The organism is Enterobacter mori, from assembly GCF_025244905.1.
Classification (GTDB): domain Bacteria; phylum Pseudomonadota; class Gammaproteobacteria; order Enterobacterales; family Enterobacteriaceae; genus Enterobacter; species Enterobacter mori_A.
In genome coordinates, this window is the sequence record NZ_CP104285.1 from 664,336 (window position 1) to 689,701 (window position 25,366).

At 55.7% G+C, this 25,366-nt stretch carries 22 protein-coding genes and 1 pseudogene; 15 read left to right on the forward strand and 8 right to left on the reverse strand.

The genetic code is table 11. The annotated features are described in order from the left end of the window. The first annotated feature begins 38 nt into the window (after positions 1-38). The gene (gene nhaR / locus N2K86_RS03195; protein ID WP_008502038.1) at positions 39-938 is read left to right on the forward strand and encodes a transcriptional activator NhaR; all 900 of its coding nucleotides are present in this window, start codon (positions 39-41) and stop codon (positions 936-938) included. 57 nt (positions 939-995) lie between these two features. Here the strand turns inward: nhaR and rpsT are convergent, their stop codons facing one another. Further along, positions 996-1,259 (reverse strand): 30S ribosomal protein S20, encoded by a 264-nt coding sequence (gene rpsT / locus N2K86_RS03200; RefSeq protein WP_003856458.1) that lies wholly within the window; start codon positions 1,257-1,259, stop codon positions 996-998. A gap of 101 nt (positions 1,260-1,360) precedes the next feature. On the opposite strand from rpsT, the pseudogene N2K86_RS03205 reads away from it, so the two are divergent. From N2K86_RS03205 to ispH, 6 genes and pseudogenes are all read left to right on the forward strand, one after another. After that, positions 1,361-1,579, forward strand: a pseudogene (locus tag N2K86_RS03205) (DUF2575 domain-containing protein). 7 nt (positions 1,580-1,586) lie between these two features. Next, positions 1,587-2,513: a bifunctional riboflavin kinase/FAD synthetase gene (gene ribF, locus N2K86_RS03210; RefSeq protein WP_010427064.1), complete on the forward strand. Its 927-nt coding sequence runs from the start codon at positions 1,587-1,589 to the stop codon at positions 2,511-2,513. 45 nt (positions 2,514-2,558) lie between these two features. Next, a complete protein-coding gene (ileS, locus tag N2K86_RS03215) occupies positions 2,559-5,375 on the forward strand; it encodes an isoleucine--tRNA ligase (protein ID WP_260660443.1) in 2,817 nt (938 codons plus the stop codon). Next, positions 5,375-5,875, forward strand: coding sequence for a signal peptidase II (lspA, locus tag N2K86_RS03220; protein ID WP_003856452.1), 501 nt, complete (start codon positions 5,375-5,377; stop codon positions 5,873-5,875). The genes ileS and lspA overlap by 1 nt, the downstream gene beginning before the upstream one ends. A gap of 117 nt (positions 5,876-5,992) precedes the next feature. After that, positions 5,993-6,442, forward strand: a complete 450-nt coding sequence (gene fkpB, locus N2K86_RS03225) for an FKBP-type peptidyl-prolyl cis-trans isomerase (RefSeq protein ID WP_015572634.1) — start codon at positions 5,993-5,995, stop codon at positions 6,440-6,442. A 1-nt stretch (position 6,443) separates the two neighbouring features. Continuing rightward, on the forward strand, positions 6,444-7,394 hold the full coding sequence (gene ispH / locus N2K86_RS03230; protein ID WP_148386055.1) for a 4-hydroxy-3-methylbut-2-enyl diphosphate reductase: 951 nt from the start codon (positions 6,444-6,446) through the stop codon (positions 7,392-7,394). 17 nt (positions 7,395-7,411) lie between these two features. On the opposite strand, the gene N2K86_RS03235 is transcribed toward ispH, so the two are convergent. Continuing rightward, entirely contained in the window at positions 7,412-8,317 is a 906-nt protein-coding gene (locus tag N2K86_RS03235; protein WP_260660444.1) for a LysR family transcriptional regulator, read from the reverse strand. A gap of 92 nt (positions 8,318-8,409) precedes the next feature. Between N2K86_RS03235 and N2K86_RS03240 the strand changes: the two genes are divergently transcribed. The 3 genes from N2K86_RS03240 to N2K86_RS03250 all read left to right on the forward strand — a co-directional run bounded on the left by N2K86_RS03240 (position 8,410) and on the right by N2K86_RS03250 (position 10,478). Further along, positions 8,410-9,066, forward strand: coding sequence for an alanyl-tRNA editing protein (locus N2K86_RS03240; protein WP_260660445.1), 657 nt, complete (start codon positions 8,410-8,412; stop codon positions 9,064-9,066). A gap of 85 nt (positions 9,067-9,151) precedes the next feature. Next, positions 9,152-9,715, forward strand: a complete 564-nt coding sequence (locus tag N2K86_RS03245) for a glucose-6-phosphate isomerase family protein (RefSeq protein ID WP_260660446.1) — start codon at positions 9,152-9,154, stop codon at positions 9,713-9,715. Continuing rightward, positions 9,708-10,478: a glucose-6-phosphate isomerase family protein gene (locus N2K86_RS03250; protein WP_260660447.1), complete on the forward strand. Its 771-nt coding sequence runs from the start codon at positions 9,708-9,710 to the stop codon at positions 10,476-10,478. The genes N2K86_RS03245 and N2K86_RS03250 overlap by 8 nt, the downstream gene beginning before the upstream one ends. A 27-nt stretch (positions 10,479-10,505) precedes the next feature. Here N2K86_RS03250 and N2K86_RS03255 read toward each other — a convergent pair whose 3' ends face one another. From N2K86_RS03255 to N2K86_RS03275, 5 genes are read right to left on the reverse strand one after another with little or no spacing between them, the layout of a single operon-like run. Continuing rightward, on the reverse strand, positions 10,506-11,324 hold the full coding sequence (locus tag N2K86_RS03255) for a PTS system mannose/fructose/sorbose family transporter subunit IID (RefSeq protein WP_260660448.1): 819 nt from the start codon (positions 11,322-11,324) through the stop codon (positions 10,506-10,508). Further along, complete coding sequence (locus tag N2K86_RS03260) at positions 11,324-12,121, reverse strand: PTS mannose/fructose/sorbose/N-acetylgalactosamine transporter subunit IIC (protein ID WP_260660449.1); 798 nt, start codon at positions 12,119-12,121, stop codon at positions 11,324-11,326. The genes N2K86_RS03255 and N2K86_RS03260 overlap by 1 nt, the downstream gene beginning before the upstream one ends. A gap of 10 nt (positions 12,122-12,131) precedes the next feature. After that, on the reverse strand, positions 12,132-12,626 hold the full coding sequence (locus tag N2K86_RS03265; RefSeq protein WP_260660450.1) for a PTS system mannose/fructose/N-acetylgalactosamine-transporter subunit IIB: 495 nt from the start codon (positions 12,624-12,626) through the stop codon (positions 12,132-12,134). A 10-nt stretch (positions 12,627-12,636) separates the two neighbouring features. Continuing rightward, the gene (locus N2K86_RS03270) at positions 12,637-13,065 is read right to left on the reverse strand and encodes a PTS sugar transporter subunit IIA (protein ID WP_260660451.1); all 429 of its coding nucleotides are present in this window, start codon (positions 13,063-13,065) and stop codon (positions 12,637-12,639) included. 2 nt (positions 13,066-13,067) lie between these two features. Continuing rightward, positions 13,068-14,810 carry a class I mannose-6-phosphate isomerase gene (locus tag N2K86_RS03275; RefSeq protein WP_260660452.1) on the reverse strand — a complete coding sequence of 581 codons (1,743 nt, stop codon included), beginning with the start codon at positions 14,808-14,810 and terminating at the stop codon, positions 13,068-13,070. Positions 14,811-14,997: 187 nt separating this feature from the next. On the opposite strand from N2K86_RS03275, the gene N2K86_RS03280 reads away from it, so the two are divergent. The 5 genes from N2K86_RS03280 (at position 14,998) to N2K86_RS03300 (ending at position 22,220) form a co-directional block, all read left to right on the forward strand. Beyond that, complete coding sequence (locus N2K86_RS03280; RefSeq protein ID WP_260660453.1) at positions 14,998-16,005, forward strand: LacI family DNA-binding transcriptional regulator; 1,008 nt, start codon at positions 14,998-15,000, stop codon at positions 16,003-16,005. Positions 16,006-16,137: 132 nt separating this feature from the next. Beyond that, complete coding sequence (gene dapB, locus N2K86_RS03285) at positions 16,138-16,959, forward strand: 4-hydroxy-tetrahydrodipicolinate reductase (RefSeq protein WP_260660454.1); 822 nt, start codon at positions 16,138-16,140, stop codon at positions 16,957-16,959. A 454-nt stretch (positions 16,960-17,413) separates the two neighbouring features. Next, the gene (gene carA, locus N2K86_RS03290) at positions 17,414-18,562 is read left to right on the forward strand and encodes a glutamine-hydrolyzing carbamoyl-phosphate synthase small subunit (protein WP_260660455.1); all 1,149 of its coding nucleotides are present in this window, start codon (positions 17,414-17,416) and stop codon (positions 18,560-18,562) included. 18 nt (positions 18,563-18,580) lie between these two features. Next, the gene (carB, locus tag N2K86_RS03295) at positions 18,581-21,805 is read left to right on the forward strand and encodes a carbamoyl-phosphate synthase large subunit (RefSeq protein WP_260660456.1); all 3,225 of its coding nucleotides are present in this window, start codon (positions 18,581-18,583) and stop codon (positions 21,803-21,805) included. A gap of 181 nt (positions 21,806-21,986) precedes the next feature. After that, positions 21,987-22,220, forward strand: coding sequence for a YgdI/YgdR family lipoprotein (locus N2K86_RS03300; protein WP_260660457.1), 234 nt, complete (start codon positions 21,987-21,989; stop codon positions 22,218-22,220). A gap of 48 nt (positions 22,221-22,268) precedes the next feature. Here N2K86_RS03300 and N2K86_RS03305 read toward each other — a convergent pair whose 3' ends face one another. Next, positions 22,269-25,208, reverse strand: coding sequence for an autotransporter family protein (locus N2K86_RS03305; protein ID WP_260660458.1), 2,940 nt, complete (start codon positions 25,206-25,208; stop codon positions 22,269-22,271). Positions 25,209-25,366 lie beyond the last annotated feature (158 nt).

Below are 25,366 nucleotides of genomic sequence, written 5' to 3' on the forward strand. Positions count from 1 at the left end.
ATCCTTCTCCCGAAACACACTCAAGGAGCGAAGACGCGATGTCTCATTTGAATTACAACCATCTTTACTACTTCTGGCACGTCTATAGACAGGGCTCGGTGGTGGGTGCTGCAGAGGCGCTCTACCTGACGCCGCAAACCATCACCGGGCAAATCAAGGCGCTGGAAGAACGTCTGCAGGGCAAGCTGTTCAAGCGCAAAGGGCGCGGCATTGAACCCAGCGAACTGGGCGAGCTGGTGTTTCGCTATGCGGACAAGATGTTCACCCTGAGTCAGGAGATGCTGGACATCGTTAACTACCGCAAAGAGTCGAATCTGCTCTTTGACGTGGGCGTGGCGGATGCGCTGTCGAAACGGCTGGTGAGCGGCGTGCTTGATGCGGCGGTAGTCGAAGACGAGCAAATCCACCTGCGCTGCTTTGAATCCACTCACGAGATGCTGCTGGAACAGCTGAGCCAGCATAAGCTGGACATGATTATCTCGGACTGCCCGATCGACTCCACCCAGCAGGAAGGGCTGTTCTCAGTAAAAATTGGCGAATGCGGCGTCAGCTTCTGGTGCATTAATCCGCCACCGGAGAAACCGTTCCCCGCGTGCCTGGAAGAGCGTCGCCTGCTGGTGCCGGGAAGGCGTTCCATGCTCGGACGCAAGCTGTTGAACTGGTTTAACTCGCAGGGGCTGAACGTGGAGATACTCGGTGAGTTCGACGATGCGGCGCTAATGAAAGCCTTTGGCGAAGCGCATAACGCGATCTTCGTTGCGCCAACGCTGTACGCGCACGATCTCTACTCAGACGACAAGATTACGGAGATTGGCAGGGTAGATAACGTGATGGAGGAGTACCACGCGATATTCGCCGAAAGAATGATTCAGCACCCGGCGGTGCAGCGTATCTGCAACCGTGATTACTCGGCACTGTTTACGCCACCGGCAATCTGAAGGCATAAAAAAACCCGCGTTAAGCGGGTTCTTTAAACAAGCAACAACAAGTAGCGATTAAGCCAGTTTGTTGATCTGCGCGGTCAGGTTTGCTTTATGACGCGCTGCTTTGTTTTTGTGGATCAGACCTTTAGCAGCCTGACGATCCACGATTGGTTGCATTTCGTTAAATGCGTTCTGCGCTGCAGCTTTGTCGCCAGCTTCGATTGCTGCGTATACTTTCTTGATGAAAGTACGCATCATAGAGCGACGGCTTGCGTTGTGCTTACGAGCCTTTTCAGACTGAACGGCACGTTTCTTAGCTGATTTGATATTAGCCAAGTCCAACTCCCAAATATGTTCTATGTGGACAATTCAAAGGCCGAGGAATATGCCCTCTTTGCCTTCTTTTGTCAATGGATTTGTGCAAATAAGCGCCGTTAATTAGCGACGCTACGTTACGTAGTGATGGCGCAGGATTCTACCAGCTTGTCTTCCGTGAATACAGCCTTTCGGCATAAAAATCGCAGTTCCCGGACAGATTTTTTCGCTGTGAAAGGTCAGCCTGATGAAATCATTACGGCTTTCTGTTTTGCGTGAACAATCGCCGGTTAACCTTAACCGCTGTACAAGGTATACTTTGGCGATTTTCACTGTTTTGAGCCAGACATGAAGCTGATACGCGGCATACATAATCTCAGCAAAGCCCCGCATGGGTGCGTGCTGACCATTGGTAATTTCGACGGCGTGCATCGTGGTCATCAGGCGCTGTTGCAGGGATTGCGTAAAGAAGGGGAGGCCCGGGGCCTGCCCGTTGTGGTGATGATTTTTGAGCCGCAGCCGCTTGAGCTGTTTGCGGGCGAAAAGTCTCCCGCCCGCCTGACTCGCCTGCGCGAGAAATTGCGCTATCTGGCAGAGTCCGGCGTGGACTACGTATTGTGCGTGCGTTTCGATCGCCGCTTTGCCGCGCTGACAGCACAAACGTTTGTCAGCGACCTGCTGGTGAAGCGTCTTGGTGTGCAGTTTCTTGCTGTGGGTGATGATTTCCGCTTTGGCGCTGGTCGTCAGGGCGATTTCTTGCTATTACAGAAGGCTGGTCTGGAGTACGGTTTTGACGTCACCAGCGCGATGACCTTCTGTGAAGGCGGCGTGCGCGTCAGCAGCACGGCGGTACGCCAGGCACTGGCCAATGATGAACTGGATACCGCAGAAAACTTGCTGGGTCATCCGTTCACCATCTCTGGTCGCGTGGTGCATGGCGATGCGCTGGGCCGCACGATAGGTTTCCCGACGGCGAATATACCGCTGCGTCGTCAGGTTTCCCCGGTTAAAGGGGTCTATGCGGTGGAAGTGGCAGGTCTGGGCGATAAGCCGTTTTACGGCGTCGCCAACATTGGCACCCGTCCTACCGTTGCCGGTGTGCGTCAACAGTTAGAAGTGCACCTGCTGGACGTTGTAATGGACCTTTATGGTCGCCATATAGATGTAATACTGCGTAAAAAGATACGCAACGAGCAGCGATTTGGTTCGCTGGATGAACTCAAAGCGCAAATTGCGCGAGATGAATTGACGGCCCGCGAGTTTTTTGGGCTTTAGAACCGGCTTAACTGCCTACGTGATAAATACGGAACCGAGAATCTGATGAGTGACTATAAATCAACCCTGAATTTGCCGGAAACAGGGTTCCCGATGCGCGGCGATCTCGCCAAGCGTGAACCGGGAATGCTGGCGCGTTGGACCGATGATGACCTGTACGGCATCATTCGTGCAGCCAAAAAAGGCAAAAAAACCTTCATTCTGCATGATGGCCCTCCATATGCGAATGGCAGCATTCATATTGGTCACTCGGTTAACAAGATTCTGAAAGACATTATCGTGAAGTCCAAAGGACTCGCGGGATATGACTCGCCTTACGTTCCGGGCTGGGACTGCCACGGTCTGCCCATCGAGCTGAAAGTGGAGCAAGAGTTTGGCAAGCCGGGTGAGAAGTTCACCGCCGCCGAGTTCCGTGCGAAGTGCCGCGAATACGCCGCTACGCAGGTTGACGGTCAGCGCGCTGACTTCATCCGTCTGGGCGTGCTGGGCGACTGGTCGCACCCGTACCTGACCATGGACTTCAAAACCGAAGCCAACATTATCCGTGCGCTGGGTAAAATCATCGGTAACGGACACCTGCACAAAGGCGCGAAGCCGGTGCACTGGTGCGTGGACTGCCGCTCTGCGCTGGCAGAAGCGGAAGTGGAGTATTACGACAAAACGTCTCCCTCTATCGACGTGGCGTTCCATGCCGTCGATCAGGATGCGGTGAAGGCTAAATTTGGCGTCTCTGCCGTTAACGGCCCGATCTCTCTGGTGATCTGGACCACCACCCCGTGGACCCTTCCTGCGAACCGCGCGATCTCCCTGTCCGGTGAGTTCGAATACGCGCTGGTGCAGATTGACGGTCAGGCGGTTATCCTGGCGAAAGATCTGGTTGAAAGCGTGCTTAAACGCGCGCACATCGCTGACTACACCGTGCTGGGCACCGTGAAAGGCGACGCGCTGGAACTGATGCGCTTCAAGCACCCGTTCCTGGACTTCGACGTTCCGGCGATCCTGGGCGACCACGTGACGCTGGAAGCGGGTACCGGTGCGGTACATACCGCCGGTGGCCACGGTCCTGACGACTACAACATCAGCCTGAAATACGGTCTGGAAATCGCTAACCCGGTTGGCCCGGACGGCTCTTACCTGCCGGGCACCTACCCGGCGCTGGACGGTATCAACGTCTTCAAAGCGAACGACATTATCGTCGACATGCTGCGCACCAGCGGCGCGCTGCTGCACGTTGAAAAAATGCAGCACAGCTATCCGTGCTGCTGGCGCCACAAGTCGCCGATCATCTTCCGTGCGACCCCGCAGTGGTTCGTCAGCATGGATCAGAAAGGCCTGCGCGAGCAGTCTCTGAAAGAGATCAAAGGCGTGCAGTGGATCCCGGACTGGGGCCAGGCGCGTATCGAATCCATGGTGGCTAACCGTCCTGACTGGTGTATCTCCCGTCAGCGTACCTGGGGCGTGCCGATGTCTCTGTTCGTGCATAAAGAGACGCAGGAGCTGCACCCGAACACGCTGGAACTGATGGAAGAAGTGGCGAAGCGCGTCGAAGTTGACGGCATTCAGGCGTGGTGGGATCTCGACTCCCGCGACATCCTGGGCGCTGACGCAGACAACTACGAAAAAGTGCCGGATACCCTGGACGTGTGGTTCGACTCCGGGTCTACCCACTCCTCCGTGGTTGATGTGCGTCCTGAGTTTGCCGGTCACGCTGCCGATATGTATCTGGAAGGTTCTGACCAACACCGCGGCTGGTTCATGTCATCTCTGATGATCTCTACCGCCATGAAGGGTAAAGCACCTTACCGTCAGGTACTGACTCACGGCTTCACCGTGGATGGCCAGGGCCGTAAGATGTCCAAATCTATCGGTAACACCGTTTCTCCACAGGATGTGATGAACAAGCTGGGCGCAGATATTCTGCGTCTGTGGGTGGCGTCGACCGACTACACCGGCGAAATGGCGGTGTCTGACGAGATCCTGAAACGCGCTGCCGACAGCTATCGTCGTATCCGTAACACCGCGCGCTTCCTGCTGGCGAACCTGAACGGGTTCGATCCGGCAAAAGACATGGTGAAACCGGAAGAGATGGTCGTGCTGGACCGCTGGGCGGTAGGCTGTGCGAAAGCGGCGCAGGACGATATCCTGAAAGCCTATGAGTCTTACGACTTCCACGAAGTGGTGCAGCGCCTGATGCGCTTCTGCTCCATTGAGATGGGCTCGTTCTACCTCGACATCATCAAAGACCGCCAGTACACCGCGAAAGCGGAAAGCCGGGCGCGTCGTAGCTGCCAGACCGCGCTGTTCCACATCGCAGAAGCGCTGGTGCGCTGGATGGCACCGATCATGTCCTTCACCGCAGATGAAATCTGGGGCTACCTGCCGGGCGACCGTGAGAAGTATGTCTTCACGGGCGAGTGGTACGAAGGTCTGTTCGACCTCTCCAGCACCGAAGCAATGAACGATGCCTTCTGGGACGAGCTGCTGAAAGTGCGCGGCGAAGTGAACAAGGTTATCGAGCAGGCGCGTGCTGACAAGAAAGTCGGCGGCTCTCTGGAAGCGGCAGTCACGCTGTACGCGGAACCTGAGCTGGCGGCTAAACTGACCGCGCTGGGCGATGAATTACGATTTGTCCTGTTGACCTCCGGTGCGAAAGTTGCGGATTATGCCGAGGCTTCTGCTGATGCTCAGCAGAGCGAACTGCTCAAAGGACTGAAGGTCGCGCTGAGCAAAGCCGACGGTGAGAAATGCCCGCGCTGCTGGCATTACACTACCGATGTCGGCCAGGTGGCGGAACACGCAGACATCTGCGGACGCTGTGTAAGCAACGTCGCCGGTGACGGCGAAAAACGTAAGTTTGCCTGATGAGTAAAACTCTCTGTTCAACAGGACTGCGCTGGCTGTGGCTGGTGGTAGTGGTGCTGATTATCGATCTGGGCAGCAAGTTCCTGATCCTCCAGAATTTCGCTCTGGGGGATACGGTCCCGCTGTTCCCGTCGCTTAACCTGCACTATGCCCGCAACTACGGCGCGGCGTTCAGTTTCCTTGCCGACAGCGGTGGCTGGCAGCGCTGGTTCTTCGCGGGTATCGCTATCGGTATCTGCGTCGTGCTGGCGGTGCTGATGTACCGCTCGAAGGCCACGCAAAAGCTGAATAATATCGCCTACGCGCTGATCATTGGCGGCGCGCTGGGCAACCTGTTTGACCGCCTGTGGCACGGCTTTGTGGTCGATATGATCGATTTCTATGTCGGCGACTGGCACTTCGCGACCTTTAACCTCGCCGATAGCGCAATATGCGTTGGTGCGGCGTTAATCGTGCTGGAAGGCTTCTTGCCTAAACCGGCCGCGAAAGAACAGGCGTAAGCATCAATGCCGGGTGGCGCTACGCTTACCCGGCCTACAGAACTTGTGGCCTCCCGTAGGCCCGGTAAGCGTAGCGCCACCGGGCAACAGGTGACCCAAAACAAGCGAGCAATTTGCATGTCTAAATCCGTACAGAGCAACAGCGCGGTTCTCGTTCATTTCACGCTGAAGCTGGATGACGGCTCCACGGCCGAATCCACCCGCAACAATGGCAAACCGGCACTGTTTCGTCTGGGCGATACCTCACTTTCTGAAGGTCTTGAGCAACAGCTTCTGGGTCTGAAAGAGGGCGAGAAAAAGGCCTTTTCGCTGGAGCCGGATGCGGCATTTGGCGTGCCCAGCCCGGACCTGATCCAGTATTTCTCGCGCCGTGAGTTCATGGACGCGGGTGAACCGGAAATCGGGGCGATTATGCTCTTTACTGCTATGGACGGCAGCGAAATGCCTGGCGTGATCCGCGAAATCAACGGCGATTCTATCACCGTCGATTTCAACCATCCGCTTGCCGGGCGTACCGTTCATTTTGATGTCGAAGTGCTGGAGATCGATCCGGCACTGGAGGAGTAAAATGCAGATCCTGTTGGCTAACCCGCGCGGCTTCTGCGCCGGTGTAGACCGCGCTATCAGCATTGTTGAAAACGCGCTGGAGATTTACGGCGCGCCAATTTATGTGCGTCACGAAGTGGTGCATAACCGCTACGTGGTCGACAGCCTGCGCGAGCGCGGCGCAATCTTTATTGAGCAGATCAGCGAAGTGCCGGATGGTGCGATCCTGATCTTCTCCGCGCACGGCGTCTCACAGGCGGTACGCAACGAGGCGAAAAGCCGCGATCTGACCGTATTCGATGCCACCTGTCCGCTGGTGACAAAAGTGCATATGGAAGTGGCGCGCGCCAGCCGTCGCGGTGAAGAGTCGATTCTGATTGGCCATGCGGGTCACCCGGAAGTCGAAGGCACCATGGGCCAGTACAGCAACCCGGAAGGGGGGATGTATCTGGTCGAGTCGCCGGAAGATGTCTTTACGCTGAACGTGAAAAACGAAGCGCGGCTGTCGTTTATGACCCAGACCACGCTCTCCGTAGACGATACCTCTGACGTGATTGACGCCCTGCGTCAGCGCTTCCCGAAAATCGTCGGGCCGCGTAAGGATGATATCTGCTACGCCACTACTAACCGTCAGGAAGCGGTGCGTGCGCTGGCTGAACAGGCGGACGTGGTGCTGGTGGTTGGCTCCAAAAACTCCTCTAACTCCAACCGTCTGGCTGAACTGGCGCAGCGGATGGGGAAAGCGGCGTTCCTGATTGACGACGCGACGGATATTCAGGAAGCGTGGGTGAAAAATGCGGCCTGCGTTGGCGTTACCGCAGGCGCTTCCGCGCCGGATATTCTGGTGCAAAACGTCATTGCCCGCCTGCAAGAGCTGGGCGGCGGCGACGCGGTTCCGCTGGAAGGCCGCGAAGAGAATATTGTCTTTGAGGTCCCGAAAGAGCTGCGCATCGACGCTCGTGAAGTTGAGTAAGATTCAAAAAATGCCAGTCACGTAATGACTGGCATTTTTTCATTCAGGTAGTTGATCATTGCCCGCATTCTGGCTGGCATATGTTTGTTGCGCGTCCACAACAGCCAGAGCTCGCCCGTATAGCTGCTGATAAATTCCCACTCCGGCAGAACCTGCACAATCTCCCCCTTTTCCAGCGCCTCGCGCGCCGTAAACAGCGGTAAACTTCCTATGCCAACATGACGTTTTACCGCATCCAGCCGCACGCCCGTGTGGTTAGCCGCGTAGCGGCCGTGCGTCTGTACCATTTCCGTTTTACCCTCCCGCGTAAATTTCCAGCGTGAGTCGGCCGGCGTCTCACCGAGCGAAATACAGCTGTGCGCCCGAAGGTCCTGTGGATGCTGTGGCGTGCCCGCGCGACGAAGGTATTCTGGCGTGGCGCAAATGACGTGGGTTACCGGCATCAGCCTTTTTCCGTACAGGCCCGGAGAGGGGGTGTTGGTGATCCGTAATGCCAGATCGACTCCGTCGTCGATCAGATCCATGTAACGATCTTCCAGACGCAGGCAGACGTCAATTTGCGGGTAGCGCTCCAGGAACGCCGGCATCAGCGGATGGATCACAAACCGCCCCACGGCTTTCGGCACGCTCACCGTAAGCTTCCCCTGCGCCACGGTTTGCAGGCTGCTACCGGAATCCATGGCCTGCTGCGCTGCTTCCAGCATATCCAGCGCATGCTCATAAACCGATTTTCCGGTTTCGGTCAGTGCCAGCTTGCGCGTGGTGCGGTGCAATAACTTCGTTCCCATCTCCTGCTCAAGGCGTGAAACACAGCGACTGATCGCTGAAGGCGTTGCTCCCGTAATACGGGCTGCAGTTGAAAAATTACCGTGTTCAACGATGGTCACGAAGGTGGCGAGATCGGGAAGCAGTGCAGGTTTCATTTGTGCATACCAGGCAAGAGTGCATTGTTTGAAAGGCGGATTATCGATACTTAAGTGATGAATATACTGTCAGGACACAGAGGAGGACAACCATGACAGAGCGACTTTATTACACAAGTGAAGCGACAGAAGGACGTGCGAAGGTAATTTGCTGCACGGAAGAGGCTGATGGCCGCTACGCCGTTGAACTGGATCGGACACTTTTCCATCCGCAGGGTGGCGGACAGCCCGCGGATCGGGGCTGGATCGCGGGCATTGCGGTGGAGGGCGTAAGCCTGCGCGGGGAACAGGTTATACACATGCTGGCCCGACCGCTCGCGCCCGGCGAGGTGGAAATGCAGGTCGATCAACCAGCGCGTATACGCCATTCCCGCTGGCACAGCGCTGGCCATTTGATAGGTTATGCCGGTGAACGATTTGGTTGGGAGCCGGTTAAGGCTCATCACTGGCCTGGCGAAGGGCGCATTACCTTTACTGCAGGTGAGCTGCTGGCATCAATTCCCGATGCCAGCGCGATGATGGTCATTATTAACGGCTGGAAAACCGACAATCTGCTTCGCCATACTGAAATTGAAGCGGGCAGACGCAAGGTCCGCTTTGGCGATCTCCCGGCCTACTCGTGCGGTGGAACGCATGTTAAACAGCTGGCGGAAATAGGGGGGATGCAGATCCTCGGGCTGAAAATGAAAAAAGGACAGCTGGTGATCGCCTATGCTCTCGACGAGCTGGATCAGCGTGAGTGTGATTAACCCGACAGTGTGGGCATTATGACAGGAGGTTAATCGTTTAATCTGATAGGCTTTTCATGTTGTTCTCCTCGGGCCGGAGATAAACATGAATTCTGACATTATCCTGCCACCTCAGGTGGCGTGGGCCAGCGGAATATTCGCTAACGGTCCGCTTATCACTAAGACGACTCGCCTCGCCGATCTGCCGGGCGTTTTCATTGCTAAAGACGCCTGGCGTGGCTGCGAACCGCAGCAGCGCGTCTATGACGTTGAAATGCTCGACTCCCCGTCAAACGATGGGGCGCTGTACGTCGGCGTAACCCATCTCTGTGCCGGCAGAATCGGGGAAGAGTTCTTTATGACGCGGGGTCACTTTCACCAGCGGCGCGAACAGGGCGAGGTCTATTTTGGCCTGCGCGGATGCGGCTTGCTGCTGCTCCAGACGGCGTCCGGCGTGGCGCGCCTTGAGCGCGTTATGCCCGGTTCCGTGCACATCATTCCCTCCTTCACCGCACACCGTCTGATAAACACGGGCGAAGAGACGCTTTCTGCGCTGGCGGTCTGGCCCAGCGTGGCGGGACATGACTATGCGGCATTGGCCGAGGGTTTTGCGCTTCGCGTATTTGCATCTGAAAAACACCCGCAGGGATGGGAGGTCCTCAATGGTTAGCTTTGGGCTTGATATGACCATTACCCATGAGCCGCTCGGTTTTAGCTACGGAGATGACGTTACCGGACCGATGCCGGAGATCCGAACCCTGGATCAGATCCGTCCGTCGCTACGCAATCCGGACTGCGAAGGGCCCGACCAGGTGTATGCCATCGCGATGGACGTGGCGCGACTGGCAGACAGGCCGGAGCTCGAAAAACGTATGTTGCTTTTTGGCGTTGTCACTTACGCAGCAGGTACGCTTGGCGATGAGCCGGTCCGCAGCCAGGGACATGTGCACCGTATTAGCCAGCACAGCGGATGGTCACCGCCTGAGCTGTATGAAATCTGGCAGGGTAAAGCGATTATCTACATGCAGGAGTATGTGGACGACGATCCGGGACGTTGTTTTGCGGTGCTCGCGGGGCCGGGTGAAAAGGTACTGGTCCCTCCCGGATGGGGTCATGCGACGATTTCGGCCTCGCCCAATGAGCCGCTGACGTTCGGCGCGTGGTGCGATCGGGAATATGGCTTTGAGTATGATGCCATTCGGGCGCGAAAAGGGATGGCGTGGTATCCCATGGTGCAGGGAGATCATATCGTCTGGCAGCAGAATAAACACTACCGACCGGGGCGACTACAGATGATTACGCCGCGCAGTTATTCGGAATTTGGTATTACGGATGCGCCTGTTTATCAGCAGTTTATCGACGATCCGGAGCGGTTTCAGTTTATCTCGCGTCCAGATAAAGCGGCAGGACGATGGGCTCACTTCCATCCATAAAGAAACCGGGGCAATGCCCCGGTTTTCTTATCCTGCAAACAAACCGGACGCCACGCCAAGCGCTGCCAGTATAAGCAGCAAGACCATGGCTTTTACCGGCGACACGCCGCGTTTTGCCATCAGATACCAGATCCCCAGCACCACCGCCAGCGGAAGCAGCTGCGGGAAAATGCCGTCCAGCATTTGCTGAACGTGAATGTTAACCCCATCCCGGGTGATGAACTCCAGCCCGGTGCCGAGCTTCACGTAGCTGGCCGCCACGCCGCCCATGACGAATACACCCAGTAGCGATAGCGCTTCCCGTAGCCGGGTAGATTTGCTGCTGACCAACATCTCCACGGAGCCTGAACCCATCTGGTAGCCCTTCAGAAACAGGAACCAGGATCCCGGGATAATAATCGCCAGCCAGGCGACGGTATAGAACAGCGGGCCGAGGATATTTCCGCCTGCCGCCAGCGCCATTCCAATGCTGAGGAGGATCGGAATGAGCATTCCGGGGATCATTGAATCACCGATCCCGGCGATTGGCCCCATCAGGCCTACCTTCAGGGTGTTTATGGTTTCACCGTCAATCGGCTCGCCGTTGGCTTTTTTCTCCTCCAGCCCCAGCGCCATACCGTTAACGATCGCGCCAATCTGTGGCTCCGTATTGTAGAACGACGCGTGACGGCGCAGCATCTCGGTACGCTGAGCCGCGTCGGGATAGAGCTTTTTTGCTACCGGCAGCATGCTCAGGCAAAAGCCGAAGGATTCCAGGCGTTCAAAGCTCATTGAGGAGAGGTTATGCATCATCCACGCCCGCCAGCAGCGGCGCAGATCCTTACGGGTGAGTTTACGTTCTTCCATCAGAATTCATCCTCGTCGTCAGGGACAGGTGCTGAAGCCACGGCCTGCGGCGCCTCGGGTTTATAGTTGTAATGAATCAGTGCCAGCAGGGCGCCCACGATCACCAGCGCAACCATATTGAGTTTCAGAAACACGATGCAGACGAAACCCACCAGGAAGTAGATGAGCATGCTATAGCTTTTGATGATCTGCTTAAGCAGGATGGCAATACCGACGGCGGGCAAAATGCCGCCCAGCACGTTCATGGTGGAGAGGACGATGTGCGGCAGGCTGTCCATAAAACTGCTAATGTACTGCGCGCCGAAAAAGACGGCGATAAAGGTAGGTACAAAGCGCAGCAAAAAATTCATTGCCTGCGGCCAGATGGCGCTGTTCAGGTAGATCCCGCGCTCGTCGCCGTTCTCCAGCGCGACATCCGCACGATGGTTCCAGAAGGAGTTCAGCACCATCATCGCATTGAAGAGAATGGTTCCGGCGATCCCAATAGTCGCCGCCAGCGCGACGGCGACCTCAGGCCCTTTGCCGGAAAGTATCCCTAGCGCAATGGCCGGATAAGCCACAAAGTTCAAATCTGCTGGCATTGAGCCGCCGGGCGTTACCATTGCGATATACACCGCCTGCACCGCTACGCCAATCATGATCCCGGTTTTGATATCGCCCAGGATCAGGCCAACCAGCATCCCGGAAATGAGCGGTCGGGAGATGAGATACCAGCCGCCCGTTAGCCCTAAAAGCCACGGGCTACTGAGTGCGCCCAGATAACACAGCAGGCCAATTAAAGCCGCTTCGATAATCATGATCTGCTCCTTATTTCAGCTTTTGTCTGGCATCCTGCCAGGTATAAAAACTGGCATCGGGCACCAGACGGAATTCAATCGCGTGTCCCTGCCCGGTCAGCCACTCGAACGCCGCAGCTTCATCGTGGGTTACCGATTGATTCGGGCCGATGGTTGTCGTGTTAGCCCGGGCGCTCATTGGCCCCACGTTAATTTTCCCGTTGCTGTTTTTCAGGCTAATGCCCGCCTGCTCAATGCGCTGCAGCGTGATCGGCGATTTGCCAATCACGAAATAGCGCTTCTCGCTGGCAATCACTTTTGGCAGTTTTTCGATCGCGGTTGTCGTATCGAACAGCCACACTTTGGTATCTGATACGGCCCCTTTCATGACCGACGATAGCAGCGGATCGGCCGCAACGGCATCGTCAATGGCAACGATGCCGTCGCAGGGCAGCTCCCTGGCCCAGCGTGTAATGAGCTGCCCGTGGATCACGCGGTCGTCAATGCGTACAAAAGAAATACTCATATGCGGCTCCTCAAAAATCGTCTGTCTGTGCAGTATCTGCCGGTTTCGCCTGTACCAGCGTCGGCAGAGTAAGTTCGATAATGTGTGCGGCAGCCTGATGAACATCTCGTGCCATCATCACCTCGTCGGTTTGCAGCAGCATCGGGAAGTTGACTCCAGCCACCACGGCAATCGGCGGCTGCGTATGTGGGTTAAACGCGGCCTCACAGGCCACGTTCCACGGCGTGCCGCTTTGCATATCGCACAGCACCAGCACGCCGTCAGCGTTGACGCTTGCTGCATCCAGCGTGGCGCTAAAATCCTGTCGGAAGCCTTCTATTCCCGCCTGTTCGGTCAGGCAAACGGCGTGTACGTCAGGGAGGTCGCCGTACACCATCCGGCCGCTCTCCAGCAGTGCGGCGGCTAATGGACCGTGAGTCGCGACAATAAAATGAATCATCGTTAGCTCCTTACCCAGGCTTTGATCGTCGCCAGAGGGCAGCCGGAAGCGCTGGCTGACGGTGAAATGCGATATTCACCTACGCTGGCCGGAATGATGAACGTTTCGGCGTAATGGACGGTAAACGGCTCAAATGCACCAGTTGGGCTGTCGACAATTGCTTCGTCGCCCTCAACCAGATTCAGCACATTCACGCCGCCAGCGGTGTGGTGTATAACGGGCTCGCTAAACCAGTGGCGGCGGGTTTCGATAAATTCACGCTCGTGCAGCCCAGTGCGCTCTTCGCGCCAGCCGTTTCCCTCCGCGACAGGTTCAAACTGATTCACCAGATGCTGATGTACCCACTGGGTGTCGCGCTGCCAGTCGATCACCTTTTCACCGTGCGCCAGATGTACCGGGCGCGGCAGGCCGTCCAGCCCCAGGCGGCCCCAGTCCCACAGTTTGAAGGTGAAGATATACGGCGTAGCGCTGATCTCCAGCACCATGGTTCCCGCGCCGGAGCAGTGCACCGTCCCGGCAGGGATCAGAAAATGGTCGTGCTTTTTCGCCGGGATCTGATTAACGAAGCGTTCGTCATCAAACGGTTTTTCACCGCGACCCGCGCGCCTGAGATCGTCCATCATGGCATCAGGGTCGATGCCGGTTTTGGTTCCCAGATAGACCACGGCACCCGGCTCGGCTTCCAGGATGTAATAGCTCTCATCCTGGGTATAGTGCATGCCAAACTGCTGCTGGATGTACTCGGTAATGGGGTGGACCTGGAAGCTCAGATTCTGGCCGCCCATGGTGTCGAGGAAGTCAAAGCGGATCGGGAACTCCGCGCCGAAACGCGCGTGAACTTTCTCGCCCAGCAGAGCACGAGGCTCAAGCAGGACCAGATCCTGAGAGGGGATCTCGATCCGCACTGCGCCAAAACGCAGTAACAGGCTGTTCTCCTCGGGCACGCAGTCAAAACACCATGCGTAATTGGGGGCAGAGGGATCGAGATCGAATTGCTGTTTCATCCACTGGCCGCCCCAGACGCCGGGATCGAAAAAGGGCGTCACGCGGAAAGGCCGGGTGGTCGTCTTCTTCAGCCCGGCCCGCAGGGCTTCGCCGCTGACCATCGCGGGCTGGTTCGTCTGGGTTGTATCCAGTAAAAAATCGGTGCGCCTGAGCAGCGGCGTTTTGTGACGATCGAAGACGCGCCATTCAACAAAAAAGGCGCGCTTGTAGCGACGAAGCATATCTTCCTGCTGATTCTCTGCGCCCCAGTTCCCCATCTCACCGCTGCGCATCCGCTGCTGGATCTCCCAGCGCGGCAGATCGGCATACACCAGCACATCACCCGGATGAACAAGCGTCGCTCCGGGTCCGTAGATCACAACCAGCCCTCCGGAACACTGGTTCACCCGATCCTGCAGCGCCTTCAGACGCGCGGAATCGAAAAACTCCCCAAGCTGGTGGCAGGAGAGTACGCCAAAGACGCGATCGTCGGTGAGGTTGCGTGCCAGCATCTCATGGATGGCACGCTCATCCCGTCGCGCCTGTTCGGCATTGATCGCCAGCGTCGGGCGTAGCCGCGGCAGTACGTTCTCTTCAAGCTCGGCCATGCGCACGCCCGGATAGCAATCAATCACCAGCACCGTGCGGCTGCGCTGTCGGGTTTTTGCCTCAAGAATGCGGGTAATCGCCTCCCAGCCTTGCCAGGCGCTGTCGTCATAACCCTGTATCGCCACCGTGGGGAATTTGTCGTAGGTTGTCATTGTATCCTCCGTAATCATTTTTTAAGGTTATTCGATTAACCGAATTTGAGAAGAGTGGTTAACGCGATTAACCCGCCATAAATGCGAATGTAATCCGGATGGGCAGCGGTAATGTGAAGAATCTCACAGGGAAAAATGCAGAAAATGGGTTATTCGATTAACCTGTGGTGATGATGAAGGAGACAACATGACGGGAATTACACTGGCCGATGTTGCGAAACGCGCTGGCGTGTCAACGGCGACGGTCTCTATGGTGCTCTGCAACAAAGGCCGCATTTCGCAAAGCACGCGCGAACGCGTACTTAAGGCGCTGGATGAGTCCGGCTATGTCTATAACCAGACGGCGGCCAATTTACGGAACCGCAGCAGTAACCAGGTCGGGTTGCTCTTGCACGATATTACCAACCCTTTTTACGGGGAGATGACGGCAGGGCTAAGTCATGAAATGGAGCGCCATGAGCTAATGCTTTTTCTGGCGAATAGCGAGGAATCGGCAGAGCGGCAGCAAAAATTTGTTGATTCACTGATGCGTAATAACGTCGGCGGTATGGTGCTGTGTGCGGCTCGCGAAACGCCACAGGCCTTTTTTGAGGGCCTGAAGCGGCGCAGTATTCCGGCTATCATGGTTGTGCGGCCGCTGAACGATCCGGATTTTGATTTTGTCGGAACGGATAACTTCTTAGGCACGCAGATGGCGACGGAGCATCTGCTCAGAATGGGCCATCGCCAGATTGCGTTCATCGGGGGGAGCCAGAATTCGGGATCCCGGGCTCAGCGTATCGGGGGCTTTACCAGCAAGCTTCTGGAGTACGGCGTGACGCCGAATCCTGCCTGGATCAGAACCTCTCACGCCAGCCAAAGCGACGGCGCGCGCGTGGCGGAGGCGTTACTTCTCGAGCATCCACGCATCAGCGCTGCGATTTGCTATCAGGATATTGTGGCGCTGGGGATGATGCAAAGCCTGCGCAAGATGGGCCGTGAGCCGGGGCGTGATTTTGCGCTGGTCGGTTTCGATGATATTACCGAAGCGGCTCTGGTACAGCCCGCATTGACCACCGTATCGGTGGCGGCGAAAGAGATTGGTCGTAAGGCGGGGGAGTTACTTTACAGCCGCATACAGGGCAACGACGAACCCGCTAAACGGATCATCCTGCCGCCTGCGCTGGTGATTCGGGAATCATGCGGTTTTCGCTGACGATCATGTCTTTCACTGATATCTCTGCCTGTTTATCATTAAATTCTAATTATCGGCGTTTTCTGTGGCAGCCTCTGCAAAGGCTGGTTAATCTGAAAACGATTTACATCATTTTAACGTAAGAGAATAACTATGCATGATGCACAGATCCGCGTCGCCATTGCGGGCGCGGGTGGACGTATGGGCCGTCAGCTGATTCAGGCGGCACTTCAGATGGATGGCGTAGCGCTTGGTGCGGCCCTGGAGCGTGAAGGTTCTTCACTTCTGGGGACCGATGCCGGTGAGCTGGCGGGTGCAGGCCACACGGGCGTTACCGTGCAGAGCAGTCTGGATGCGGTAAAAGATGACTTTGATGTGTTCATCGATTTTACCCGCCCGGAAGGGACGCTCACGCATCTGGCGTTTTGTCGCCAGCACGGCAAGGGGATGGTGATTGGGACCACCGGTTTTGACGACGCGGGTAAACAAGCCATTCAGGAGGCATCTAACGAGATTGCGATCGTCTTTGCTGCCAACTTTAGCGTAGGCGTTAACGTGATGCTGAAGCTGCTGGAAAAGGCGGCGAAAGTGATGGGCGACTATACCGACATTGAAATTGTTGAAGCGCATCACCGCTATAAAGTCGACGCGCCATCAGGCACAGCGCTGGCAATGGGCGAAGCGATTGCTTATGCAATGGATAAAGACTTAAAAGACATCGCGGTATATTCTCGCGAAGGTCATACGGGCGAACGCGTTCCGGGAACCATTGGCTTCGCAACTGTGCGAGCAGGCGATATCGTCGGTGAACATACCGCGATGTTCGCCGATATTGGCGAACGCGTAGAGATCACGCATAAGGCATCTAGCCGAATGACATTTGCAAATGGCGCAGTGCGCTCCGCGTTGTGGTTGAAAGACAAGCGTAATGGTCTTTTTGATATGCGAGATGTGCTCGATCTCAACAATTTGTAAGCATTATTACCCATCGTGATGTGGTTATTGCAGTCGTAATGCATTGATTGCATAGGGCAATGATTTATTGCCCTTTTATTTTATCTTCTTGGTGAGTGTTATGCTGTTAAAGCTTTAAAACAATATCTCTTCTTCCTGTTTTACGTTGCGTAATTGTAAATTTTGACCATGTGGTCCACTTTTAATTGCCTCGCGCACGAAATTACCATTAAACTTAGCGCGCAAGCGTTTTCCAGAATGATTTACCTGCGCTTTTTGCCCGTTAAATCGTATTTCAGCCGCCAGGCTCGTAAAAGAATAAATAAAATATCCGTTTTGAGTTGACTTTTACCCACCAAATCCCCAGAATGCCGCCGTTTGCCAAAAATCCGCTGGCAACACATTTGCATTGATTTATGACATGGTTGTGAATTAATATGCAAATAAAGTGAGTGAATATTCTCTGGAGGGTGTTTTGATTAAGTCAGCGCTATTGGTTCTGGAAGACGGAACCCAGTTTATCGGTCGGGCCATAGGGGCAACGGGTTCGGCGGTTGGGGAAGTCGTTTTCAATACTTCAATGACCGGTTATCAAGAAATCCTCACTGATCCTTCCTATTCTCGCCAAATCGTTACTCTTACTTATCCTCATATCGGCAATGTCGGCACCAATGCGGCTGACGAAGAATCCTCTCAGGTACATGCGCAAGGCCTGGTCATTCGCGACCTGCCGTTGATTGCCAGCAACTTCCGCAATACCGAAGACCTCTCTTCTTACCTGAAGCGCCATAACATCGTGGCGATTGCCGATATCGATACCCGTAAGTTAACGCGCCTGCTGCGCGAGAAGGGTGCACAAAACGGCTGCATCATCGCGGGTGATAACCTCGATGCGACGCTGGCGCTGGAAAAAGCAAAAGCCTTCCCGGGCCTAAACGGCATGGACCTGGCGAAAGAAGTGACTACCGCTGAAGCCTACAGCTGGACGCAGGGTAGCTGGACGCTCGAAGGCGACCTGCCGGAAGCGAAAAAAGAGAGCGAGCTGCCGTTGCACGTGGTGGCCTACGATTTCGGCGCCAAGCGCAACATCCTGCGCATGCTGGTTGACCGCGGCTGCCGCCTGACGGTGGTTCCGGCGAAAACGTCTGCCGAAGACGTGCTGAAGATGAATCCGGACGGTATTTTCCTGTCCAACGGTCCTGGCGACCCGGCGCCGTGCGATTACGCCATCGCCGCCATTAAGTCCTTCCTGGAAACCGACATCCCGGTATTCGGCATCTGCCTCGGCCATCAGCTGCTGGCGCTGGCGAGCGGAGCGAACACCGTTAAGATGAAGTTCGGCCACCACGGTGGTAACCACCCGGTGAAAGATATCGATAACAACACGGTGATGATCACCGCGCAGAACCACGGCTTTGCCGTCGATGAAGCCTCAATGCCGGCTAACCTGCGCGTGACCCATAAGTCGCTGTTCGATGGCACCCTGCAGGGGATTCACCGCACCGATAAGCCAGCATTCAGCTTCCAGGGTCACCCTGAAGCCAGCCCGGGCCCACATGACGCCGCGCCGCTGTTCGATCACTTCATCGAACTTATCGAGCAATACCGTAAGACCGCTAAATAATCAGGAGCCGAGAAGACCATGCCAAAACGTACAGACATAAAAAGCATCCTGATCCTTGGCGCTGGCCCGATCGTGATCGGCCAGGCCTGCGAATTCGACTACTCCGGCGCTCAGGCATGTAAAGCCCTGCGCGAAGAGGGTTACCGCGTCATCCTGGTGAACTCTAACCCGGCCACCATCATGACCGACCCGGAAATGGCCGATGCGACCTACATCGAGCCGATTCACTGGGAAGTGGTGCGTAAAATTATCGAGAAAGAGCGTCCGGACGCGGTGCTGCCAACGATGGGCGGCCAGACGGCGCTGAACTGTGCGCTGGAGCTGGAGCGTCAGGGCGTGCTGGCGGAGTTCGGCGTGACCATGATTGGCGCGACCGCCGACGCGATTGATAAAGCAGAAGACCGTCGCCGCTTCGACGTGGCGATGAAGAAAATCGGCCTCGACACCGCGCGTTCCGGTATCGCACACAATATGGAAGAAGCGCTGGCCGTCGCGGCCGACGTGGGCTATCCGTGCATCATCCGTCCATCCTTTACCATGGGCGGCACCGGCGGCGGTATCGCCTACAACCGCGAAGAGTTCGAAGAGATTTGCGAGCGCGGTCTGGATCTCTCCCCAACCAAAGAGCTGCTGATTGATGAATCGCTTATTGGCTGGAAAGAGTACGAGATGGAAGTGGTGCGTGATAAAAACGACAACTGCATCATCGTCTGCTCCATCGAAAACTTCGATGCGATGGGTATCCACACCGGTGACTCCATCACCGTTGCGCCAGCCCAGACGCTGACCGACAAAGAGTATCAAATCATGCGTAACGCCTCGATGGCGGTACTGCGTGAAATCGGCGTGGAAACCGGCGGTTCTAACGTGCAGTTCTCCGTGAACCCGAAAACCGGCCGTCTGATTGTTATCGAAATGAACCCGCGCGTGTCCCGTTCCTCCGCGCTGGCCTCTAAAGCGACCGGCTTCCCGATTGCCAAAGTGGCGGCGAAGCTGGCGGTGGGTTACACCCTCGACGAACTGATGAACGACATCACCGGCGGCCGCACGCCAGCGTCCTTCGAGCCGTCTATCGACTACGTTGTCACCAAAATTCCTCGCTTCAACTTCGAGAAATTTGCAGGCGCGAACGACCGTCTGACCACCCAGATGAAATCAGTGGGTGAAGTGATGGCGATTGGCCGCACGCAGCAGGAATCCCTGCAGAAAGCGCTGCGTGGCCTCGAAGTGGGCGCGACCGGCTTTGACCCGAAAGTGAGCCTCGACGACCCGGAAGCGCTGACCAAAATCCGCCGCGAGCTGAAAGACGCGGGCGCTGAGCGTATCTGGTACATCGCCGATGCCTTCCGTGCGGGCCTGTCTGTCGACGGCGTGTTCAACCTGACCAACATCGACCGCTGGTTCCTGGTGCAGATTGAAGAGCTGGTGCGTCTGGAAGAGCAGGTCGCTGAGCTGGGCATCACCGGCCTGGACGCTGACTTCCTGCGCGTGCTGAAGCGTAAAGGCTTCGCCGATGCGCGTCTGGCTAAGCTGGCGGGCGTGCGTGAAGCGGAAATCCGCAAGCTGCGCGACCAGTACGACCTGCACCCGGTCTACAAGCGCGTGGACACCTGTGCCGCGGAGTTCTCGACCGATACCGCGTACATGTACTCCACCTATGAAGACGAGTGCGAAGCGAACCCATCCGTTGACCGCGACAAGATTATGGTGCTGGGCGGTGGTCCAAACCGTATCGGCCAGGGCATCGAGTTCGACTACTGCTGCGTACACGCCTCGCTGGCGCTGCGCGAAGACGGTTACGAGACTATTATGGTCAACTGTAACCCGGAAACCGTTTCTACCGACTACGACACTTCCGACCGTCTCTACTTCGAGCCGGTTACCCTGGAAGACGTGCTGGAAATCGTGCGCATCGAAAAGCCGAAGGGCGTTATCGTGCAATACGGCGGCCAGACCCCGCTGAAGCTGGCGCGCGCGCTGGAAGCGGCAGGCGTGCCGGTTATCGGCACCAGCCCGGATGCGATTGACCGTGCGGAAGACCGCGAGCGTTTCCAGCAGGCGGTTGACCGTCTGAAGCTCAAACAGCCTGCGAACGCCACCGTGACTGCCATTGAGATGGCCGTTGAGAAGGCGAAGGAGATTGGCTACCCGCTGGTGGTGCGTCCTTCCTACGTACTGGGCGGCCGCGCGATGGAAATCGTCTACGACGAAGCCGACCTGCGCCGCTACTTCCAGACTGCGGTGAGCGTGTCCAACGATGCGCCAGTGCTGCTCGACCGTTTCCTCGACGACGCGGTGGAAGTGGACGTTGACGCCATCTGCGACGGCGAAATGGTGCTGATTGGCGGCATTATGGAGCACATCGAGCAGGCGGGCGTACACTCCGGCGACTCAGCCTGTTCTCTGCCAGCGTACACTCTGAGTCAGGAGATTCAGGACGTGATGCGCCAGCAGGTGCAGAAGCTGGCCTTCGAGCTGCAGGTTCGCGGTCTGATGAACGTCCAGTTCGCGGTGAAAGACAACGAAGTCTACCTGATTGAAGTGAACCCGCGTGCGGCACGTACCGTCCCGTTCGTCTCCAAAGCCACCGGTGTTCCGCTGGCGAAAGTGGCGGCGCGCGTGATGGCGGGCCAGACGCTGGCACAGCAGGGCGTGACCAAAGAGATCATTCCACCGTACTACTCGGTGAAAGAAGTGGTGCTCCCGTTCAACAAATTCCCAGGCGTTGACCCGCTGTTAGGGCCAGAAATGCGCTCTACCGGGGAAGTGATGGGCGTGGGCCGCACCTTCGCAGAAGCGTTCGCGAAAGCGCAGCTGGGCAGCAGCTCCACCATGAGAAAATCAGGCCGTGCGCTGCTCTCCGTTCGCGAAGGCGACAAAGAGCGCGTGGTTGACCTTGCCGCCAAGCTGCTGAAACAGGGCTTCGAGCTGGACGCCACTCACGGTACGGCGATTGTGCTGGGCGAAGCGGGTATCAACCCGCGTCTGGTGAACAAGGTGCATGAAGGTCGTCCGCACATTCAGGACCGTATCAAGAATGGCGAATATACCTACATCATCAACACCACCGCAGGACGCCAGGCGATTGAAGACTCCAAGCTCATTCGCCGCAGCGCGCTGCAGTACAAAGTGCACTACGATACCACCCTGAACGGCGGTTTCGCGACGGCCATGGCGCTGAACGCGGATGCCACCGAGAAGGTGATTTCGGTTCAGGAAATGCACGCCCAGATGAGTAAATAATCTGCGTAGGCCCGGCAAGCGGTAGCGCCGCCGGGCAAATGGCGGGTGGCGCTTCGCTTACCCGCCCTACGGTTATCTTTATCCATCTTCAGAACCTTCTGGTTTTTCATCCGCTTTCAGTCAGTTAGCCTAAAATGGTTAAGTCGATAATAAAATTCAACTGAGCGCAGGGGAAAACACCATGCAAAATAAACTACTGATCGCTTCCGTTCTGGCCGCCACTACAATGTTTACCGTTGTGGGCTGTTCGTCTAATCAGGCCGTTAAAACCACCGATGGCCGCACCATTGTCACTGACGGCAAACCGCAGGTGGATGATGATACCGGTCTGGTGTCGTATAAAAACGCCGAAACAGGCCAGACTGAACAGATCAACCGCGACCAGGTGAAATCGATGGGCGAGTTGGATAATTAAAAAAAAAGCAGTGGCGATTGCCACTGCTGTTTGCTTCATGCTACGTGATTACCAGCGGTGGTTTAACAAAATATGCCCACCGTAGGCGGCATAGCTGTTCTCACCCCATTCGCCGCTGGCGCGCAGCGAAATTGTGGTGGTGTCGTTCAGGTTACCGGTCACGCCCAGCTCCAGCTGACCGCGATCTTCTGGCGTATCGTTACTGACCGTCTCGTCGTTGAAAGCCAGATCGTTTTGACCGGCACCCTTCAACCAGTTGACTGCCACGTACGGCTGCCAGGCTTTCACGTCTTGCTGCTGGAAGTAACTGGATTTCACACCCAGGCGACCAAATACGCTATCGTTGTCCAGAGTGGTTACCCGCACGCCATCGCGATCCGTGTGATTTTCCTGATCGAGGTAGCTGTAGATCACCTGAGCTTGAGGCTCAATTTTCCAGGTACGTTCGTTTTCTGACTGAATAACCCACGCATGACCAACTTCTAAAGATGCGGCGAAGCCTTCGCTATCGTAATCTTCGTCATTACGGTTGCTGGTCACCTTGTTGTTGTACCAGCTGTAGGCCGCCCAGGTATCCACGTAGCTGCCGAGACGTAAGTTCTCATCTTCCTGCCAGGTTGCATACAGGCCGATGTTAAAGCCGTCGACTTTACCCTGTGCATCACGCACGTTGTGCTTCGCGTCAGAGTGAGTTTTCGCCTGACCTGCACCGAACATGCCACCGGCACGCAGAATACCGTTGTCCATCGGCTTGCTCATGAAATCACTACCGATTTGCATAACGGTAGTCGTGGTGTCGTAGCTGACTTTGTCCCCGCCTGCATCGTTTTCGTGATAGCGTCCTTTAACGTACATCCAGGTATTAAGTTCGTCTTTATTACGGAAGGTGATCTGGTCGCGGTCATCACGCTTATGCAGGAACATTCCCTGTGCGGCAAGGTAGTTGCCTAAGTAAGCACCGACTTCGGGTGCCATGACTTCTGGAGTATTACTGCCACCGTTGTCAGTGTTGCCACCGTTGTCAGTGTTGCCGCCGTCGTCCGTGTTGCCGCCGTTGTCAGTGTTGCCACCGTCGTCAGTGTTGCCTCCATCGTCAGTGTTGCCACCGTCGTCGGTATTGCCGCCATCATCAGTGTTACCGCCGCCGTCGGTATTGCCGCCATCATCAGGCTTATCACCATCGTCGGTATCATCAGCAGGATCGTCGGAAGGCGTAGCTTTAGACTCCAGATACCAGTTGCCGTCAGCATGCTGATAAAGATTGTATTCGTACGCACCTGCTACCACCGGTTTCGCCAGCATGAACTGTGCTTCAGAGCTGCCGCCAACGCTGACGATTTCCATGCCGTTAACGGTTTGAGCACCAAGCCCGCCCATGTTGTTGATGGTGACGTCTGACTGTCCGAAGCTGCTGCCCGTAATCGAAAGATGATCGGTCGGGGCATTATCGGCACCGACTTCGCTGTTCATCACAATCTGGCTACCAGCGGAACCGGTGTAGTCGCCAACAATGTTGAAGTTATTGCCGACGCTGTTATTGGCAGCGCTCAGCAGCAGCGTGCCGCCATTGGTCACGTTGCCATTAATGGTATCTACGCCAGATACACTCAGCGTCGAATTCCCCTGCACCGCATTCCACGCGGCCAGCGTGCCACCGTTGAGAATAGCGATATTTTCGTTAACCTCGCCCGCAGAGGCGAACGTTGCGCCATTATCGATGGTAACGGTCGCATTGCTCCCCTTGACACCGAGTTTGGCACCCGCAGCCACGAGCGTCGTGCCGCCGCGAAGCACGGTATCACCGGTGTAGCTATTATTTCCAGACAGCGTCAGGGTATTCGCATCATGCTTCTCAACGTTTCCGCTGCCGGTCATGTTGGTGGCAAACGTAAAATCGCTGCCCTGGTTAAAGACCACGGTACCGTTGTTTGTAAGACCGCCACTGAGCGTCGCTGTCTCCAGTCCATTGCCGAGCTCAAGCGTGGCGCTTTCCGCAACCAGCGTGTTTCCATTATTCTTCACGTCACCGGAGAGGATCAGATCACCGCTTTTTACCTGCAGGGTGTCGCCGGTGCCGATGATGTCAATGTCACCTGACAGTGCCCAGCTATCGCCATTCATGGTAACGGAAGCAAATCCATCTCCTTCATTTAGGCCGATGAAATTGCTGTCTTCGGTGCCTGTTCCTTCCAGACTCAGGGTGTTTCCGGTGGAAAGGGTCGAGATGACATCGCCGGTCAGGGAAGAGCCAGTATCCAGTACCAGCGTATTGTTTTTGCTACTTGCAAACATAATGGCAGAGTCATCACCGCCCAGAACACCGCTGTTGTTAATATCGATTTTTGCGTCGCCGGTGACGTTGATCCCGCTATGGCTTCCATGAATAGAGCCCGTGTTAGTAAATTTTGTATTACCGCCGTTTATCGCAACACCATCACCATCTGTACCAATAATAGTTCCTGCGTTATTGGCCGCTATACCCACTTCCGAGCTTAAACCTGTTTTACCTGTGATAAAGCCGGTAGACGTGTTTTTGATATTAACGGAAGAAGAAGCCTCACCAATGAGAATCCCTTTTTCGAAACCAGTAATATTTCCTTCGTTAATTATATCGCCTTGCATTGAGACGACATTAACGGAAATTCCCGTAGTGGAGGAGATGGTCGCACCAGATTTATTATCCACAACCAGGCGTTGGGCACCCGTATCAATATCTAAACCGTTTCCTTTTCCCGATATATTACCCAGGTTCGTTATCGAGTTGACATGAATCCCCGTGGCGTTAACTGCCGCAGAAGGCCCCGCAGAGGAAATAGTAACATCTTTATTAATAATATATTCAGCGTCAGTAGAGAAATCTTGCGGAACAGAGGTGGATTGGTCAATTGTGCCAGCAGAGGTCATCATGGGGGTAAATATCAGTAAGGCCGGAAATATTTTTCCAAGGCTTATCGTGGTGCTATTTAAAGCGAATATCTTATTACTCATATACACATCCATTTGAAAGGTAAGGCGATAGACAAAAAAGTAAAAATTGTCTTTTGTCTTCGTGCAAATGCGTTGGCTCATCAGAAGCAAACGTAAAATTATTATTTTTTCAATGTGTTGTGTATATTTCGTTTTATTTCAAGTGGTATTTAAAATTT